Here is a 15,712-nt window from a genome sequence, read left to right on the forward strand (position 1 = left end):
TTGCAAAAGGGTTTAAGCCCGCCGGGAGGCTCGCCGAAGGCATTAGTTAATATGGGAAGAAAACCAAAAAAAAGTCCATTCCAGAAGCACGGCGTTCTGGTTCTTAATAAGCCCAGCGGCCCCACTTCTGCTGATTGCCTCAATTCCATCAAGCGCGAATTGAAGCAGTACAAAATCGGCCATGCCGGGACCCTTGATCCTCTGGCGGAGGGCGTACTGCTGGTCATGCTCGGTCAGGCCACAAAGTTAGGGCCTTATTTACTCGGACATGATAAAGTATACACTGGCAGCTTAAGTATCGGTAGAACTACAGACACTTACGATATTCAGGGAACTGAAACATCCACCGGAGACATTTCCGAAATTACGGAAAAAATGGTGGAAAATGAAATTTTACACTGGAATGACTTGACTAGTCAGGAAGTTCCTGCCTATTCGGCTGCAAAGCATAAAGGCAAACCGCTCTATGAACTGGCCAGAAAAGGGGAAGAAACCCCGGTCAAGATCAAGAGCATTGAAATATTTGACGCAGAACCGCTGGAAGTGACTCTGCCACTGGCCCGTTTCCGGGTTGGGTGCTCTGCCGGCACCTATATTCGCTCCCTGGTCCATAGCTTGGGGTCGCGGCTCGGATGCGGCGCGGTAATGGAATCACTTAGGCGTGAAGAAAGCCGACCTTATCGGCTCAGTGAAGCGCACAACCTCGACGAGGTTCTTGCCGATCCTGAAGGATTCGAGGCACGGATTATTCCCCTTGCGGATGCCCTGCCCCACTGGCACAGGTTTACCGTTTCGGAAGACATGTCAGGAGCCATCAAGAACGGAACAAGAATCCCTGTCGCGGATATTGCTGCTGATCAGGAAATTATCGAAGGAGAAAGGGCAATGTTCCTTGAACCTGACGGTACCGCTCTGGCTCTAATGGAGACAAAGCAGATCGACGATAAGCTTCTCTGGGTAATTCTTCGCGGCCTGTGGGGCTGATTCCCCCGCGGGATTATCAACTTCCGGCACAACTAAACATTCGCGTTTAAACGCGAATTGGAGGATAACGCTATGGTTATGACTGCTGAAGACAAGGCAAAAGTAATTGAAGAATACCAGACCAAAGAAGGTGACACCGGTTCCCCTGAAGTACAGGTTGCTCTTCTTACCGCAAGAATCAAGTACCTGACCGACCACTTCAAGAGCCACAAAAAGGATTTCCACTCCCGCACCGGCCTGCTCAAAATGGTCGGCCAGCGCAGAAACATCCTGAAGTACCTGAAGTCCAAAGACATTCAGCGTTACCGCGATCTTATTGCAAGACTTGGTCTGCGCAAATAAGCAGTTTCCGGGGAGGGTTTACCCTCCCCTTTTTTTATAGATATTCACACATTTGTGTTTTCATCTGACTTTACATCATATAGATGGTAGTTAGATTGAATCGAACAGTGGAATCCGTGCTCTCCTGCAATGGATTTTTAGTTGGCTGAGGAAGGGGTTCATCCCCGTCTATGAAATCCTCCCTTAGCCGGCTGGAAAATTCGGACAGCACCGGGTTCCGACATTACAACTTATTTAATGAGGAATCTAAATGTTAGTACCTTTTGAACCCACTTCCGTATCCGGTCAGGTCGGTAATCTCGACATCACACTGGAAACCGGACGTATGGCTAACCAGACCAACGGAACCGTACTTATCAAGTCCGGCGGCACCGTTGTTCTCGTTACTGCCGTAGGCATGGCCGCAGACGGCCCGCGCGACTTTTTTCCCCTGACCTGCAACTACCTCGAAAGAACCTACGCAGCAGGCCGCATCCCCGGCGGTTACTTCCGCCGTGAAGTTGGTCGTCCTTCCGACCGTGAAACCCTTGTTTCCCGTCTTATGGACCGCCCCATCCGCCCCATGTTCCCCAAAGGATACCGCGACGAAGTTCAGGTTATCGCAACTGTTCTTTCCGCTGATACCGACACCAACCCCGATGTCCTGGCCATGACCGGTGCATCCGCAGCCCTGCACATCTCCGACCTGCCTTTCAACGGTCCTGTTGCTGCAGCCCGCGTCGGCTACGTCAATAACGAATTCGTACTCTACCCCACCTACAAAGGTGTGGCTGAGCAGTCCGAACTCAACCTCGTCTTCGCCGCTACCCGCGACGCAGTCATCATGGTTGAAGGCAGTTCCCAGTTCCTGTCTGAAAACACCATTGCTGAAGCACTGGAGTGGGGACACGAGCAGATGGCTCCCATGTTCGACCTGCAGGACGCACTGCGCGAAAAAGTAGGCCGCCCCAAAATGGAAGTGGCTGAACCAGTTAAAGACGAAGAAGTTATCACCCTCGTTACCGAGAACTTTTCTGATGACCTCGACAAGGCACTTTCCATTCCCGCAAAGATGGAACGCAGAGATGCCAAGTCTGAAGTTAAAGCCAAAGCCAAGGCACTGGTTGAGGAAAAATTCCCCGAAGAGCCTGCCAGAGTAAAAGCTGTCGGCGATGTCATGGGCGATCTTGAAAAGAAAATCGTTCGTAAACGCATTGTTGACAACGGCGTTCGTATTGACGGTCGTGACCTGACCACCGTACGTAATCTTTCCATGGAAGTAGGCAGCCTGCCCATGACCCACGGTTCCGCCCTGTTCCGCCGCGGTGAGACTTCCGCTCTCGCTGTCTGCACACTGGGTTCCACCCGTGATGAGCAGCGTTTTGAAACCCTCATCGGTGAAGACACCAAACGTTTCATGCTGCACTACAACTTCCCTCCGTACTGCGTTGGTGAAGCAAGATTCCTGCGTGCACCTTCCCGCCGTGAAATCGGCCACGGAACTCTGGCTGAACGCGCTCTTACTCCGGTACTGCCCGCAGCAGAAGCATTCCCCTTCACCATGCGTGTAGTTTCCGAGGTAATGGACTCCAACGGTTCTTCCTCCATGGCTTCCGTATGCGGCACCACCCTGTCCCTCATGGACGCAGGTGTACCCATCAGCGCGCCTGTAGCAGGTATCGCCATGGGGCTTTGCCAGGAAGGCGACGAGTACTACGTTCTCACCGACATCCTCGGTGATGAAGATGCTCTCGGCGATATGGACTTCAAAGTTGCCGGTACTGAAGAAGGTATCACTGCAATTCAGATGGATATCAAAATCAGCGGTATCCCCGCAGAAGTCCTGCGCAACGCGCTCGGTCAGGCAAAAGAAGCCCGCCAGATCATCCTCGATGACATGAAGCAGGTTATTGCCGAACCCAGAGCTGAACTTTCCGTGAACGCTCCCCAGATGGAAGTACTGCAGATCAACCCCGAAAAGATCCGCGATCTCATCGGACCCGGCGGTAAAAACATCAAGGCGATCACTGCTGAAACCGCTGCCGATATCGACATCGAAGATTCCGGTAAGGTTTCCATCTTCGCACCCACCCTTGAGTCCCTCAAGACAACTGTGGAAATGGTTCAGTACTACGACCAGACCGCAGAACTGGGTAAAAACTACGTGGGTACCGTTAAAAAGATCCTCGAAATCGGCGCGATTGTTGAAATCCTGCCCGGTCTTGAAGGTCTGCTGCACATCTCCCAGATCGACGTTGAGCGCATCGCTGAAGTTACCGATGTTGTACAGCTCGGTCAGGAAATCACCGTTAAAGTTGTTGAAGTACAGCCCAATGGCCGTATCCGTCTCTCCCGCAAGGCATGGCTCATGGAGCAGGCCGGACAGGAAGTAGATCTTGAGAAATTCAAGATGGGCGGCGGACGCCCCGGTGGCGGTCGCGGCGGACGTGACGGCGGTCGCCGTGATGACAGACGCGGTGGCGGACGTCGTGACGACAGACGCCGCAGATAATCTCTGCCACGCAAAGTATATTAAGAGCCGCCCGGTAATTCACCGGGCGGCTTTTTTAATGCCAAACACTGCGCATATATAATTCCTTCACTTGCTTGACGTCGCCCTCTTCAAGCGATAATGATTTTCATCCCCGATATCACATCAACAGGAAACATTATGAATAAACCACCCCGGCAACTGGTTTCACCTTCAGGTAAAGGCAAGGAGACCATGTATGTCCTGCTCGCTGCCCTGCTGGTAGGCATAACCTGCGCCACGCTGATTTTTATCAATCAAAAGCAGTCACAAGTCGCTGATCTGGCAAACTTCCAGATCAGGGCCTTCTCTGATCTCAATGATAAAGAACTGGCCGTATTCAACGGATTGTACACTGCTGCGGTTGAAATCAATGAAATCCACAATGAAGGAGAGGAATGGCTCACCGTGCCGCAGCTTGAAGAAGAATTCATGCCGCCTTTTACCAGAGACGCTTCGTGGAAAAAAAGCGGACGCTTCAGCTGGAACAGGGAACTGCGTCCGGCAGGCTCCATGGATATCGCACTATATACCGGACATCCGGGCCAAGGCGAATCAACAGGTTCATTTATCCTGCTTTTCCTCCACGACCACAAAAAGAAACAGGGCAGTGCCAGAACCGGACCGCGCCATGCCCCTTATGAAATCTGGTACCACACTTCCGCAAACAAACCTGCCCCGCAGGTCGCTACCGATCAGGGATTTATCGCCGCAGGCTGGAAAGAAGTCATCGCCTACAGCGGAGAAGATGAAGTTAAAAGGATAAAAGGTTAAACCATGTCACGCATAAAAATTTTCATACTGGCCGCACTGCTGGTTATATCTGTTGCCGCACAGGGCTACGCTCAAGAGCAGGACCGCACTGAAGGTCACAAACTGGTCATCGGCACCACTCTGCACCCCTACTACAGCTTTGTAAGCAACATCGTAAAGGACCGGGCTGTTGTGCAACCTCTTATCGGTGAAGGATTCAACCCGCACAACTACCGTCCCCAGCCGGAAGACATCAAACGGGTAATGAATCTGGACGTACTGGTGGTCAACGGCATCGGTCATGATGAATTTGCCATGGAAATCCTCGCAGCGGCCCGGATGAAAGGTAAAATCCCGGTCATCTTTGCCAACAAGGATGTCTCGCTCATCCCGGTGGCCGGGAACATTGACGACCTTAAAATCGTCAACCCCCATACTTTTATATCGGTGACCACCTCCATCCAGCAGATATACACCATTGCTGCCGAGCTGGCTGAGATAGACCCGGACAACGCTAAATATTATAAAAAGAATGCGCGTAAATACGTGCGTAAGCTGCGCAAACTCAAAGCAAAATATATGCAGCGCATTGCAGATCTGCCGGATGTGGAATTCCGCTGCGCCACCATCCACGGCGGTTATGACTATCTGCTGCAGGATTTCGGCCTTCAGGTCACCGCAGTAATCGAACCCAACCACGGACTCAAGCCCACTGCCAACCAGCTCGCCAAGACCATCAAGAAAATCAAGGCCCTCAAGGTGGATGTCATTTTCACTGAAATGCATTTCCCGGACAAATACGTGGACACTATCCATGAAGAAACCGGAATCCGCATCCGCCATCTTTCCCACCTCACCGGAGGCTCATACGCTGCTGATGATTTTGAAAAGGGTATTGAGAACAATATGAAAGCCCTGACCGATGCCCTCATCGAAGCCCATGAAATCAAGGCAGGGGAATAAATGAATACCATGCTTGAAACTAAATACGGCCCGTCCATCAGCTTTAATGACGTAAGCCTTACCTTGGGCAACACGGAGATTCTTAAAAAACTCAATTTTGAAATTTACTCCGGGGCCCTGCACTGCATCATCGGTCCCAACGGCGGCGGCAAAACATCCCTGCTGCGCTCCCTGCTGGGGCAGATGCCCCATTCCGGGGCCATCCACATTGACTGGCAGGAGAATCGGACCATCGGCTATGTGCCCCAGACTCTCAATTACGACACCACCCTGCCCGTCACCGTGGAAAATTTCATGTCCATGACCTGCCAGAGCAGACCCGCGTTCATGAATCCTGCCGCTAAGGATCGTGAAACAATTAACTCCGCCCTTGAACGGGTCAATATGGCCGAAAAATCCAAGCGCATTTTCGGGCAGCTTTCCGGGGGGGAAAGACAGCGTGTGCTGCTGGCTCAAGCCCTGCTTCCCGACCCTGCCCTGCTCATCCTAGATGAACCCACCACCGGGCTGGACAAGGCCGGGGCGGCCATCATGCGCGGGTTGCTGCAAGAGCTCAAAGCCAAAGGAGTAACCATCCTGATCATCCACCACGATCTCATGGAGGTGAAAGAAATCGGCGATTGCGTAACCTGCATCAACCGCGAGGTGCTTTTCTCCGGCTGCCCCACGGAAGAACTCAGTGCCGAGCGCATCCTGAATATCTTCAGCTCCGCAAGGCAGGCAGCATAATGGAACTCATCTACGATCTTATCAGAACCCCGCTCATGGAAATGGGCAGAAGCGGCACCCTGCCCGACTACTTCCAGTACGCTTTCGTCATCAACGCCCTGATCTGCTCCCTGCTGGCCGGGCCCATCCTCGGCGGAATCGGAACCATGGTGGTTGCCAAACGGCTTGCTTTTTTCTCGCAGGCAGTGGGACAGGCCGCACTCACCGGTGTGGCTCTCGGCATTGTCCTCGGCGAACCGTACACCGCGCCCTACGTATCCCTATTCGGTTTCTGCATCCTTTTCGGGCTGCTCATGAACTACACCCGCAACCGGACCCGTATGTCCTCGGACACGGTAATCGGGGTATTTCTATCCATATCCTTGGCCGTGGGTGCCTGCGTGCTGCTCTACGTAACCGGGAAGGTCAACATGCATGTGCTGGACAACATCCTTTTCGGGTCCATCCTGACCGTGAACAACACCGACATCAACGTGCTGGCTATCATCTGCCTGCTCTGCGTGGCTGTCTGCCTGCCCATGTTCAACAAAATCCTGCTGGCCAGTTTCAACCCCAGCCTTGCCCATGTACGCGGTATCAATGTGAAGCTGGTGGATTACATGTTCATCCTCATCATCACAGTAATTACCGTGGCGGCACTGAAAATCGTCGGTGCGGTGCTGGTGGAGGCGTTGTTCATCATCCCGGCAGCGGCTGCGCGCAACATCAGCAAATCCATGCGCGGATTTTTCTTTTACAGCATGTTCTTTGCCACACTGAGTTGCCTGCTTGGGGTAATCATTCCCATGCAGTACGAAATACCCGTGCCTTCCGGCGGGGCGATTATTATTGTTGCTGCTGTATTTTTTGCACTGACTTCGCTATTGCGTGCAACTTTGCCCGCTTTCAGGGAAGCCGCTGTTTAGTGAGCTGATAAGACCCTTTGGAATCCCTTTTATTGCCCTTCGGGCAAGGGGTTAATTTACAGGATATTGATATGAAAAAAATATTGCCCTTAATCATGCTGCTTTGCCTGCTCGGTTGCGCCAAGCAGTCTACTACCCAACCCCGAACTTCGGGCATGCAGATTCTTACTTCACTAAAAGCAACAAAGCTGCTCACCCAGACTCTGACCGCCGATACCAGGATTCAGACAATCCAGACTGTGCCATCGACCTATTCTATGAATTCGCAAGCCCGCTATTTCAAAAAACACGCTCGTGAATTCAACGAGCAAGCCATGGGTGCTGCTGCCTGCGTGACCATCCGTTCCATCTGGAATCGCGATGATCTCTACCCCTACGCCCGTCGCGCCAATGTGCGCATTGTTGAAATTGACGGCTCCGCCCCGGTGGATAAAACACAGGCCGGGGTAAAATTGATCAAGGAAAAAACCGGCGGCAATGTCTCGCCCTTTATCTGGCGTTCCCCCGGAAACCTGACCAAAATGGCAGACTTCATCGCCAAGGATCTCATGGCCCTATACCCGGATCAGGCCGCAGTAATCGACAACAATCTTAAATCATTGAAGCAGCAGCTGTTCAAGCTGCGCACAAAATACGAATTAAAATTCATTGATCTGGAATCAATGGACGTAATCAGCCTGACCGGAGATTTCGATTATCTCATTTCAGAATTCGGAATCGAGGTAGTGGACAGTTTCCTGAAGCAGGAAATAGACTGGAACGATGCGGATGTTGCGGCACTTGCGCAGTCCATCCGCGAGAATGAAATCAAGACCGTGCTCTGCAACCGTATGCCGCAGGGTAAAATATTTGAAGCAATAGTGAATAACGGCGCGCACCCGGTGGTACTGACCACACTGGTCACTGCCAATGATCCGCATCTACCGCCCAAGCAAAGACTGCTTGAATTCTATTCGGAGAATCTGGAAAGGATATATGGTGGGTTGGAGTAAAAAAGCGGGGATGTCCAACAACATCCCCGCTTTCTTTTATCTTCTCTCATCAAACACACGCTTGGTCTTAGCGAAACTTCTGGGCAGCAGGCCGGGCTTGAGAATTTCCACGTTGGCCCGCACAAGGATGAATTTCCTGATCTCATCACAGATGGCTCTGGCGAGGTTTGTGTCATTCTCTGCGGAAACTCCGACCTTGCGTTCGACCTTCACGGACATGTGATCCAACCCTTCGCGACGCTCAAGATAAATCTGGTACTCGGAACTTGCTTCAGGGAAAGATTCCAGCACAGATGCGATCTGGCCGGGATAAATATTCACGCCCCGGAAGATGAACATGTCGTCACTGCGTCCGGAAATAGTATCGTGACGGGGCATGGTACAACCGCAGGAACACTCACCGGGAATAATCCGGGTCAGGTCGCGGGTGCGGTAACGGACCAACGGAGAAGCTTCCTTGTTCAGGGTAGTCACCACCAGTTCGCCAACTTCACCGTCAGGCACGGGCCTTAGGGTCAGCGGATCAATAATCTCGGCGATGTACTCATCGCCCCAGTAATGAATGCCGTCATGGGCGTTACACTCGACCCCTGCTCCGGGACCGTAAAGCTCGGTCATACCGGTAATATCGTAGCTTCCTTCAAGTCCAAGGGCTTCTTCAAACTGCTTGCGCATCTTGGGTGAAGCAGCTTCACCGCCGAAGATACAACGTTTGAGCTTCAGCCGCTCCACAATACCGGCCTTACGGGCCTCTTCCCCCAGCAACAAAGCCATGGAAGCTGTGGAACAGAGGCAGGTTGCGCCGAGATCTTCCATGATCTGGAGCTGGATTTCAAGCATCCCCGGTCCCACGGGCAGGGTCATGGCCCCGAAATGTTCTGCGCCGAGTTGGAATCCGGCCCCGGCAGTCCACAAACCGTACCCCACACAGACCTGAACCCGATCAAGGGTGGTCAGGCCCGGAAGTTCGTAACAGCGGGCGAACATGTTTTTCCATGTCTCGATATCATTGCGGGTGTAAGAAAGAATCTTGCGTTTCCCGGTGGTTCCGCTGGAACCGTGGATACGCACCACATCTTCTTCAGGAACGGAAAGCAGCGGCAGCGGATACCCTTCCTTGAGATGGTCGGCCGTAGTGAAAGGAAGTTTCTGCAAATCTTCAAGGGATTTGATGTCGCCGGGCTCAACTCCCTGCTCCTTGTACTGCGCCTGATAAAAAGGGCTGTTGGCAGCAGTATGCTCCACTGTCTTTTTCAATCCCTGCAGCTGTTTATCAGCCAGTTCCTGCGCACTCAGTTCCGGTATAAATCTATATTTGCCGCCCATTCCTGGTCTCCGTAGAAAGCTTGTTCAATTATCTGATGTGTCGTATCCACGTATGGATCAATTGTTTTGCACAAGCACCCTAAATCTTCAAGTTATCCAAGGTCAACATGCATCTGATTTCCATAAATATATTTCATATTGCCGCCGCAGCCCTCATCGGAGCGGTTCTGGGGAGTTTTTACGGCTGCGCGGTGTTGCGCTACATCAACGGTCAGACCCTGACCAATCCGCGCCGTTCCACCTGCCCCCAATGCGGTCATACCATCCGCTGGTTTGAAAACATCCCGCTTATCAGCTACCTGCTGCTGCGCGGCAGATGCTCATCCTGCAAACAGAAAATCAGCCCCATGTACGCTGTAATTGAGCTTGTTTCCATGGCCTGGGCGGTGCTGCTAATGCTCACCTTCGGCCCTTCGGTGGAATGGCTGATCTACATGTTTTTCGGCGGGCTGATGATCGTGGCCTCATTTATTGACCTGCGCACCTTCATCCTTCCGGACATCATCACCATTCCCGGTTCAATCGCAGCTGTCCCCTGCGCGGCCCTGTTTACTCCTGTGGGCTGGGAAGGGGCATTGCTTGGTGCTGGAATCGGCGGAGGGCTGTTCTGGTCCCTGCGCCTACTCTACCGGGGGCTCAAGGACGTGGAAGGATTGGGACTGGGGGATGTTAAAATCATGTTCATGATCGGCGCGCTGGCCGGGCCGCAGAACCTGCCGCTGGTGATCACGGTTTCGGCCTTCACCGGACTGCTGGCAGGCTTAATCATGATGGTGGTGGATAAGGATCAGGAATACGGTTCAATGATCCCCTTCGGGCCGTTTCTGGCTCTGGGGTCCATGCTGACCATTTTATACGCCGATCCGTTCTGGAACTGGTATTTAATTTAAAAAAAAGGAGGATGCGGGCAAAGCATCCTCCTTTATACCCATCAAAGACGGGAAAAAGAACCTAGATACCGAAAGGACCGAACTTCTTGACGTATTCCTGAAGTTCTTCCCAGAGGTGCTCGGAAAAGTTGTCGTATTTTTCAGCAGCACTGTCGTAGCTTTCCAGCTTTTTAACAACGTTTGCAGCTTTTTCATAAACAGATTTGAATTCTGCTTCGTCCATGCCTGCCATTTCCATGGCTTCTTCTTTGGAAAGGTGACCGGTATGGGCAAAAACCCCGGACAGAACGCCCATCATATTTTTTACGTTCTTTTGAGCCATTGAGTATTACTCCTTAATAAATGAAATTTTTAGAAAATACCTCACTACCTTTGCCTGAGATAACACTATTTAATCCATCATTGCAAGCAGTTCCCCGCTTCAACTCTTTCTGAGACTGTTATTAACGCTACAAAAGAAATAGCCATGGCCGACATTGCTTTTTGAAGACCGCAAACGTACTATCCCGTTTTACAATACCAAAACACATAGGTTTTTTAATAATATAAGAGATAAAAATATGAACATTAAAAATAACAGCATCTGGATCAACGCGGGCGAAGCTTCCGGCGACATGCACGCAGCGAGGCTCGCTAAAGAGCTCATGGTACGCGACCCCGGCCTGAAGGTCATGGGCATGGGCGGATCGGCCATGGAAAAAGCAGGCTGCAACATCCGCTACCCCATGCAGCTGATTTCGCTGGTGGGTTTGACCGAAGTACTGCCCAAGCTGCCCCGACTGCTCAAGCTCTTCGGCCAGATCGAAGACATCCTTAAAGCGGAACGCCCCAAGGCCATCATCCTCATAGACTGCCCGGACTTCAACTTCCGGCTGGTCAAGATCGCCCGTAAGCTGGATATTCCGGTCTACTATTACATCACTCCCCAAATCTGGGCATGGCGGCAGGGCCGGGCAAAATTCCTGCAAAAACATGTGCGCAAAATCCTGTGCATCCTGCCATTTGAGCAGCAGTTTTTCAAAGATCGCGGGGTGGACGCCCAGTACGTGGGCCATCCCCTGCTGGATCTCATGCCCCTTGATGAACTTGACGCAATCGACCCGGACCCCAATCTGGTGGGCATTCTGCCGGGCAGCCGCAGCAAGGAAATTTCATCCCTGCTGCCCGAATTCGCACAGGCAGCCGAGCGGCTCTTAAAAGATTTCCCGGAACTTAAATTTTCCATTGCCCGCGCACCGGGAGTAAAAGAAGAAAAACTGCGCAACTTCTGGCCGGAGCACATTCCGGTAACCATCAACCAGCCTGAAAACAGATACCGCCTCATGCGCAACTCCAATGTGATCATGGCCGCTTCCGGCACTGCGACCCTGGAATGCGCCCTCATCGGCACCCCTACTCTGGTGGCCTACAAGATGTCTCCCATAAGCGGCTTTCTGGCAAAAAAAATCCTCAACATAAAGTATGTCAGCCTTGCCAATATTATCCCGGATAAATCCATCCTCCCGGAATACCTGCTGGAAAACGCCACTGCGGATAACTTTTACAAACAGATCCGTCAGTGGGTGGGCTTCCCTGAATCAGCACAGAATGTTAGAGCGGAGTTAAAAGAGTTGCGTGAAATGATCGGCGAACCAGGCGTGGCCGCACGCACCGCCGAGACGATTCTACAGGACCTTAAAAGCCTGTAGCCACATAACCGGAAACCTGAACCCCGGATATCGATATGAAAAAAACAATCCTGCTCATCACTTTGCTGGCAACACTCATCCTCTGCGGATGCGTGGCCCGTAAAATTCCCGGCAAGCACGGCTTTTATTCCACCAAATCACCTACCCTGACCGTAAAATTCAATGGTCTGGAATATCAGGGTGAATACAAAGAGAGCAAAGGCAAAGCCAATGTGCGCACCTATTTCTATGCTGACCGGGACGGCACAAATGGCGCATGGGTGGAAATCCTCGACGTAAGACAGGGCTGGAATGTCCGCTCCAAGCAGGTTCCGGGAGGCAAGTTGCCCAACACCGGCATTTACACCCGTGAAATAGCGGGAGAAAGCTACTATTGCCGCACCTTCCTGATCCCGCCCGGCTCAGGCAAAAGCGAGCTGGCCTCCCTGCCCGATTATACGGCAGTGCGCATCTGCACAAAACTAATCTCCACCGAGCAGAAAATCTCCATCGGCTTTGCCGGGCAAGTGAATAAAGAAATCGCTGAAAAATTGTTCAGCTCAGCAAATTACGGAGAACTCAGTCAGGCGCAAAAAGATTTCTTTGCCGCCTTTGACCAGCGGGCGGAGACAGTACTGATCATGGATAAATTTGAGCAGGGTGATGTGGATGAAGAGATAAAGTCAGCTGAGATAATTGATAAACCCTGGTATCGGTTTACGGATTTTATTTCTTTGCAGCGGTTGATCGGGAAGGTTCAACGGTAAGAAAGGAAATCTGACATATCACTCTCGCCAAAGAGTTCATTCAGTCTAGAAAGTGCCAACAAAAAAAACCCCGGAGCCGATCCCCGGGGTTTTTCTGACTTTGGACTCGCTGTGAAGCAATCACCGTGACTGCTCCACAATTCACAAACTGATTTACTTATAAAACTATACGCAGCCGGTAGGCTTGGGCAGACCAGCCATTTTACAAGCTCCCTTACCGGGACCGGAGGGGAACAGCTCATAAATGTGCTTGAGTTTGAATCCGGTAACCTTGGAAAGGATACGGACCATGGGTGCGATACCGTTCTTCTTGTAGTAGTCCTGCAAGAAGTCGATAACTTTCTGGTGCTCTTCGTTCAGTTCTTTGATGCCTTCGCTTTCTTTACAGAAATCAACCCACTCGGGGCACCAGTCTTCGAACTTGAGCAGGAAACCGTCTTCGTCTACGTCAAAGCTTTTTCCCATGAATTCAACGATTGCCATGTAAAACCTCCTAAAAAAAATTACTCGTAAAAGCGCGCTCGGCACTTTAACAACAGGTTATAGTGAATTTCCCGAAACCCAGTTTCGGAGAAAATTTCTCACTCACCCAAAGAGCCAATTAAAACCTTGGCAAGAAAAATTCAAGAAAAATATTGTACGAGTTTGCATATTTCACACAATAATGTCCAAAATCTTTGCTGCCGGACATGACACACCGCAATATTCCCCATACAAAATTAATTCCTTCTTTAGAAAAAAGCGGAAAATCTTTACACTTCTTTTCACTTTCCTCGATTTCGAATACGGAATTTTTGTCCGCAACACTAAAAGTAACACCCTACAATAAAACATTTTTTATCGGGCGGAACAGTTCATGCTTTCTAATTTCCATAAAATCAGGAGGATTCAAATGGAAATCAGTTTTGTTAACGAATCAATAAAAACACCTGTCAGAAATGAAAATTCCGCGCCCCCTGCACAGGCCAGCGTCACCCGCGAACAGAAACTGGATTCGGTTTCCGGAAACATCAGAGCCGGGCTTAATTCCGCTGAACAGAACCCGGAACAACTGCTGGAACAGACCGTGGAAGCCAGTGCTCAGGAAGGCGCCATTGACGGAGCGCATGATTTCAACATGGCCAGAATCATGGAACTCCTTTCCGACCCCCTGCTGCAGGAAGATGTACCGGAATAAAAAATTACAACTGCACCAAAAACGATTTTCATTGAACATAAGTGTTCGTTTTTTTGAAAAGGCAAAGCCCCGAAAACATTGTTTTCGGGGCTTTGCCTTTTCAGTAGCAAAATGGTAATAGAAGGAAGTTTCAGCCAACAACTGTTTGCAACAGCTTTCTATGAATAAAACCAGCTTGATAAAAACCCCGGACAAACCCACCCCCGGTTACCCGCCCATGGAGTCCACCCTGATTCCACCTATGCCTGTAACTATTGATCCGGCATGGGGTGTCCCTTCCGCCGAGCAATGCATCGCGTGGTGGGATGATTACCAGATGTTTGAAAACATCAAAGCCCACAGCATGCTGGTGGCCAAAGTGGCGGTTCAGGCTTCCACACTTGCTGCGGAAGCCGGGATAGATGTTGATATACCCACCATTCAGGCTTCGGCCCTTCTGCATGACATTGCCAAAAGCTACTGCATTCTCCACAGCGGCAACCACAGCCAGATAGGTGCCGCATGGGCCATGCAGCTGACCGGAAATCCGGCCATTGCCATGGGCGTGCTGCATCACGTATTCTGGCCCTTCGAGCCTGAGGCTGACAAATATTTCCTTCCGTTGGTAATAAGTTACGCCGACAAACGCGTGATGCATGACTCATTCACCACACTTGAAAAAAGATTCAATGATTTGAAGGTCCGCTACGGCAAGACCGAAAAAATCAAACAAAGAATTCATAAAACATTCGAGCAGGCCCTCGTCCTTGAGGACAGACTCGGCAAACTTATCGGAGTTGATCTGAATGCATGTTCTCTTGATTGCGGGCGGCTGGTCTGATGAACGCGAAGTGTCCCTGAGCGGTGCAAAAGGTATCGAAAAAGCACTGCTGGAACTCGGACATGATGTTGAATTTGTTGACCCTGCAAAAGACTTCAAAAACATTCTGCTTCTTGCTGAACATGCTGATTTCGCCTTCATCAACCTGCACGGTTCTCCGGGCGAGGACGGCCTGATTCAGGCCATGTTAAATCAGGTCAATTGTCCCTATCAGGGCGCAAAACCGGAAAGCTCTTTCCTGACCCTGAACAAAGGGGCCACCAAAACCGTTTTTGACCACCACGGAATCCGCACCCCGAAATGGGAGCTGGTCTGCCCTGCCGAAGGCTGCAAGGGACTGGAAGAACTAGAAGTTCCGGTTTTCATCAAGCCCAACAACGGCGGTTCCAGTCTGGGTATGACCTTTGCCCGTACTCAGGAGGAGCTTGAAAAAGGAATCGAGACTGTATTCAGCCTCGGCGACAGTGCTCTTGTGGAAGAATATATCGAAGGCGTGGAAGTCACCTGCGGTATTCTCGACGGTGAGCCGCTGCCCCTGATCATGATCAATCCGCCCGAAAATGCCGAATTCTTTGATTATCACAGCAAATACGCCCTTGACGGGGCGGAAGAGATATGCCCCGCCCCCATCGCCCCGGAACTGACTGAACAGATTCAGCAGATCACGGCCAAAGTCCACAAGCTGCTGGGCTTAAGCGATTACAGCAGGGCTGATTTCATAATTTCTGAAGGAGTCCCCTACCTGCTGGAAGTTAACACACTCCCCGGCATGACTCCCACAAGCCTTGTCCCGCAAGCCGCTCAGGAGGCAGGCTATCCATTCAACGAGTTGATCGCAAAACTCATTGAACTGGGACAAAAAAAGCGGAAGTAACTTTTTTCAAACGG

The 15,712-nt window shown here is 51.2% G+C and carries 17 protein-coding genes; 14 read left to right on the forward strand and 3 right to left on the reverse strand.

Going from position 1 to position 15,712, the window contains the following annotated elements; translation table 11 throughout:
• The first annotated feature begins 51 nt into the window (after positions 1-51).
• The 8 genes from truB (at position 52) to FMR86_RS00750 (ending at position 8,177) form a co-directional block, all read left to right on the forward strand.
• Positions 52-984: a tRNA pseudouridine(55) synthase TruB gene (gene truB, locus FMR86_RS00715; RefSeq protein WP_163349152.1), complete on the forward strand. Its 933-nt coding sequence runs from the start codon at positions 52-54 to the stop codon at positions 982-984.
• A 72-nt stretch (positions 985-1,056) separates the two neighbouring features.
• Positions 1,057-1,326, forward strand: coding sequence for a 30S ribosomal protein S15 (gene rpsO, locus FMR86_RS00720; RefSeq protein WP_163349153.1), 270 nt, complete (start codon positions 1,057-1,059; stop codon positions 1,324-1,326).
• Positions 1,327-1,576: 250 nt separating this feature from the next.
• Positions 1,577-3,817: a polyribonucleotide nucleotidyltransferase gene (pnp, locus tag FMR86_RS00725; RefSeq protein WP_163349154.1), complete on the forward strand. Its 2,241-nt coding sequence runs from the start codon at positions 1,577-1,579 to the stop codon at positions 3,815-3,817.
• Between the two features lie 159 nt (positions 3,818-3,976).
• Positions 3,977-4,609 carry a DUF6162 family protein gene (locus FMR86_RS00730; RefSeq protein ID WP_163349155.1) on the forward strand — a complete coding sequence of 211 codons (633 nt, stop codon included), beginning with the start codon at positions 3,977-3,979 and terminating at the stop codon, positions 4,607-4,609.
• A gap of 3 nt (positions 4,610-4,612) precedes the next feature.
• Positions 4,613-5,551 (forward strand): metal ABC transporter solute-binding protein, Zn/Mn family, encoded by a 939-nt coding sequence (locus FMR86_RS00735; protein WP_163349156.1) that lies wholly within the window; start codon positions 4,613-4,615, stop codon positions 5,549-5,551.
• Positions 5,552-6,280, forward strand: coding sequence for a metal ABC transporter ATP-binding protein (locus tag FMR86_RS00740; RefSeq protein ID WP_163349157.1), 729 nt, complete (start codon positions 5,552-5,554; stop codon positions 6,278-6,280).
• Positions 6,280-7,185: a metal ABC transporter permease gene (locus FMR86_RS00745; protein WP_163349158.1), complete on the forward strand. Its 906-nt coding sequence runs from the start codon at positions 6,280-6,282 to the stop codon at positions 7,183-7,185. Before FMR86_RS00740 ends, FMR86_RS00745 begins: the two co-directional genes overlap by 1 nt.
• Positions 7,186-7,256: 71 nt before the next feature.
• On the forward strand, positions 7,257-8,177 hold the full coding sequence (locus tag FMR86_RS00750; protein WP_163349159.1) for a metal ABC transporter solute-binding protein, Zn/Mn family: 921 nt from the start codon (positions 7,257-7,259) through the stop codon (positions 8,175-8,177).
• Positions 8,178-8,213: 36 nt separating this feature from the next.
• On the opposite strand, the gene FMR86_RS00755 is transcribed toward FMR86_RS00750, so the two are convergent.
• A complete protein-coding gene (locus tag FMR86_RS00755) occupies positions 8,214-9,503 on the reverse strand; it encodes a phenylacetate--CoA ligase family protein (protein WP_163349160.1) in 1,290 nt (429 codons plus the stop codon).
• Positions 9,504-9,610: 107 nt separating this feature from the next.
• On the opposite strand from FMR86_RS00755, the gene FMR86_RS00760 reads away from it, so the two are divergent.
• The gene (locus FMR86_RS00760) at positions 9,611-10,393 is read left to right on the forward strand and encodes an A24 family peptidase (protein WP_163349161.1); all 783 of its coding nucleotides are present in this window, start codon (positions 9,611-9,613) and stop codon (positions 10,391-10,393) included.
• 61 nt (positions 10,394-10,454) lie between these two features.
• Here FMR86_RS00760 and FMR86_RS00765 read toward each other — a convergent pair whose 3' ends face one another.
• Entirely contained in the window at positions 10,455-10,715 is a 261-nt protein-coding gene (locus tag FMR86_RS00765; protein ID WP_163349162.1) for a hypothetical protein, read from the reverse strand.
• Between the two features lie 238 nt (positions 10,716-10,953).
• Between FMR86_RS00765 and lpxB the strand changes: the two genes are divergently transcribed.
• On the forward strand, positions 10,954-12,081 hold the full coding sequence (gene lpxB, locus FMR86_RS00770; protein ID WP_163349163.1) for a lipid-A-disaccharide synthase: 1,128 nt from the start codon (positions 10,954-10,956) through the stop codon (positions 12,079-12,081).
• 35 nt (positions 12,082-12,116) lie between these two features.
• Positions 12,117-12,827 carry a hypothetical protein gene (locus FMR86_RS00775; protein WP_163349164.1) on the forward strand — a complete coding sequence of 237 codons (711 nt, stop codon included), beginning with the start codon at positions 12,117-12,119 and terminating at the stop codon, positions 12,825-12,827.
• Between the two features lie 165 nt (positions 12,828-12,992).
• On the opposite strand, the gene FMR86_RS00780 is transcribed toward FMR86_RS00775, so the two are convergent.
• On the reverse strand, positions 12,993-13,310 hold the full coding sequence (locus FMR86_RS00780) for a TusE/DsrC/DsvC family sulfur relay protein (RefSeq protein WP_163349165.1): 318 nt from the start codon (positions 13,308-13,310) through the stop codon (positions 12,993-12,995).
• Positions 13,311-13,719: 409 nt separating this feature from the next.
• Between FMR86_RS00780 and FMR86_RS00785 the strand changes: the two genes are divergently transcribed.
• From FMR86_RS00785 to FMR86_RS00795, 3 genes are all read left to right on the forward strand, one after another.
• On the forward strand, positions 13,720-14,004 hold the full coding sequence (locus tag FMR86_RS00785) for a hypothetical protein (RefSeq protein ID WP_163349166.1): 285 nt from the start codon (positions 13,720-13,722) through the stop codon (positions 14,002-14,004).
• Positions 14,005-14,164: 160 nt separating this feature from the next.
• On the forward strand, positions 14,165-14,824 hold the full coding sequence (locus FMR86_RS00790) for a phosphohydrolase (RefSeq protein WP_163349167.1): 660 nt from the start codon (positions 14,165-14,167) through the stop codon (positions 14,822-14,824).
• Positions 14,790-15,698, forward strand: a complete 909-nt coding sequence (locus tag FMR86_RS00795; protein ID WP_163349168.1) for a D-alanine--D-alanine ligase — start codon at positions 14,790-14,792, stop codon at positions 15,696-15,698. The genes FMR86_RS00790 and FMR86_RS00795 overlap by 35 nt, the downstream gene beginning before the upstream one ends.
• Positions 15,699-15,712: the final 14 nt, after the last annotated feature.

The sequence above is a fragment of the Desulfovibrio sp. JC010 genome (genome assembly GCF_010470675.1).
Taxonomy (GTDB): domain Bacteria; phylum Desulfobacterota; class Desulfovibrionia; order Desulfovibrionales; family Desulfovibrionaceae; genus Maridesulfovibrio.

What these genes read in the sequence shown, in the direction of transcription:
- truB (WP_163349152.1), top strand. Translation starts at nt 52, where the DNA reads ATGGGAAGAAAACCAAAAAAAAGTCCATTCCAGAAGCACGGCGTTCTG.
- rpsO (WP_163349153.1), top strand. Translation starts at nt 1,057, where the DNA reads ATGGTTATGACTGCTGAAGACAAGGCAAAAGTAATTGAAGAATACCAG.
- pnp (WP_163349154.1), top strand. Translation starts at nt 1,577, where the DNA reads ATGTTAGTACCTTTTGAACCCACTTCCGTATCCGGTCAGGTCGGTAAT.
- FMR86_RS00730 (WP_163349155.1), top strand. Translation starts at nt 3,977, where the DNA reads ATGAATAAACCACCCCGGCAACTGGTTTCACCTTCAGGTAAAGGCAAG.
- FMR86_RS00735 (WP_163349156.1), top strand. Translation starts at nt 4,613, where the DNA reads ATGTCACGCATAAAAATTTTCATACTGGCCGCACTGCTGGTTATATCT.
- FMR86_RS00740 (WP_163349157.1), top strand. Translation starts at nt 5,552, where the DNA reads ATGAATACCATGCTTGAAACTAAATACGGCCCGTCCATCAGCTTTAAT.
- FMR86_RS00745 (WP_163349158.1), top strand. Translation starts at nt 6,280, where the DNA reads ATGGAACTCATCTACGATCTTATCAGAACCCCGCTCATGGAAATGGGC.
- FMR86_RS00750 (WP_163349159.1), top strand. Translation starts at nt 7,257, where the DNA reads ATGAAAAAAATATTGCCCTTAATCATGCTGCTTTGCCTGCTCGGTTGC.
- FMR86_RS00755 (WP_163349160.1), bottom strand. Translation starts at nt 9,503, where the DNA reads ATGGGCGGCAAATATAGATTTATACCGGAACTGAGTGCGCAGGAACTG.
- FMR86_RS00760 (WP_163349161.1), top strand. Translation starts at nt 9,611, where the DNA reads ATGCATCTGATTTCCATAAATATATTTCATATTGCCGCCGCAGCCCTC.
- FMR86_RS00765 (WP_163349162.1), bottom strand. Translation starts at nt 10,715, where the DNA reads ATGGCTCAAAAGAACGTAAAAAATATGATGGGCGTTCTGTCCGGGGTT.
- lpxB (WP_163349163.1), top strand. Translation starts at nt 10,954, where the DNA reads ATGAACATTAAAAATAACAGCATCTGGATCAACGCGGGCGAAGCTTCC.
- FMR86_RS00775 (WP_163349164.1), top strand. Translation starts at nt 12,117, where the DNA reads ATGAAAAAAACAATCCTGCTCATCACTTTGCTGGCAACACTCATCCTC.
- FMR86_RS00780 (WP_163349165.1), bottom strand. Translation starts at nt 13,310, where the DNA reads ATGGCAATCGTTGAATTCATGGGAAAAAGCTTTGACGTAGACGAAGAC.
- FMR86_RS00785 (WP_163349166.1), top strand. Translation starts at nt 13,720, where the DNA reads ATGGAAATCAGTTTTGTTAACGAATCAATAAAAACACCTGTCAGAAAT.
- FMR86_RS00790 (WP_163349167.1), top strand. Translation starts at nt 14,165, where the DNA reads ATGAATAAAACCAGCTTGATAAAAACCCCGGACAAACCCACCCCCGGT.
- FMR86_RS00795 (WP_163349168.1), top strand. Translation starts at nt 14,790, where the DNA reads ATGCATGTTCTCTTGATTGCGGGCGGCTGGTCTGATGAACGCGAAGTG.